The sequence below is a fragment of the Pseudomonas sp. P7779 genome (genome assembly GCF_013386315.1).
Lineage (GTDB): Bacteria > Pseudomonadota > Gammaproteobacteria > Pseudomonadales > Pseudomonadaceae > Aquipseudomonas.
The window spans coordinates 1-812 of the sequence record NZ_JACARZ010000194.1 but is presented as its reverse complement, the minus strand read 5'-3'; the positions used below and the strand labels follow the sequence as shown (position 1 = coordinate 812).

1 protein-coding gene is annotated in these 812 nt (G+C 55.2%); it reads right to left on the bottom strand.

The features are described 5' to 3' along the window. Positions 1 to 103: 103 nt before the first annotated feature. Positions 104 to 397, bottom strand: coding sequence for a hypothetical protein (locus HX869_RS31055; RefSeq protein ID WP_003219143.1), 294 nt, complete (start codon positions 395 to 397; stop codon positions 104 to 106). Positions 398 to 812 lie beyond the last annotated feature (415 nt).

Here is an 812-nt window from a genome sequence, read left to right as displayed (position 1 = left end):
GCGTTAGTTAACTAACGCGCAGCGGGCTACTACTGGCTTCGTCCATAGAGAACTCCAGCTAATCAATTAACGGATAATCAGGAAGTTGCTGTTTCCAGCTGGCTTATGCCGCGCGAGCGTCCACGTAGAGGCTCAGCATCAGGCTCGCTTGCGCGACCAGGCTGGAAACGTCCCGTCTCTGTGGGTCTTGAGGGTCGGCGTGATCCCATTGCTGGACCAGGTGGCCGGTGGTGGGGCAGATACGCCAGTGTGCCCGGGGAGTCGGGCACACGCGGGGGGATGAGGTCACAAAGGTGCTGCGGGTAGGGGAAAAACCTACGGGCTCGCGGCACAATTTGGCACGCAGGGCGTTAGCCAGCGTACGCAGATCAGGTAAAACAATCAGTTGAAAGGTCATAACACACCTCGGGACCGGACTGGCATCCGGTGAGGCAGTTACGTTGGAGCGTCAGGCTCTAGCGCAGCTTACTCGGCCGGAAAGGCGAGTCCCGTCATTTTTTCTGGGTTTGGCGCCCGATTCGCCGCATTCACGGTGATCGGACAACGACTAGATACTGTGTCCATTGGCTTCTTTTGTGAGGTTGAAAAATGGCCCTGAGTTGCAGGCACGGGGAATTTACTCAGGCAGTTGCCGGATGTCAACGTTTAATGACTTAAATTGTTACTGGTTCAGAGTTTGTTCAGATAGAAGGTTGGAGGAAGTTGCAATATCAAGTGTGCTTATTGATAAGTGGCCGGTGTGTGGCGGGCAGGTGAAGTAACAATAGCCGGATAACTTATTGCGGGGTTCCGAAGCCTGCGTTCGGCCAGCG

Bases quoted from the DNA above. Each gene is read 5' to 3' on its own strand.
- HX869_RS31055 (WP_003219143.1), bottom strand. From the start codon at position 397: ATGACCTTTCAACTGATTGTTTTACCTGATCTGCGTACGCTGGCTAAC.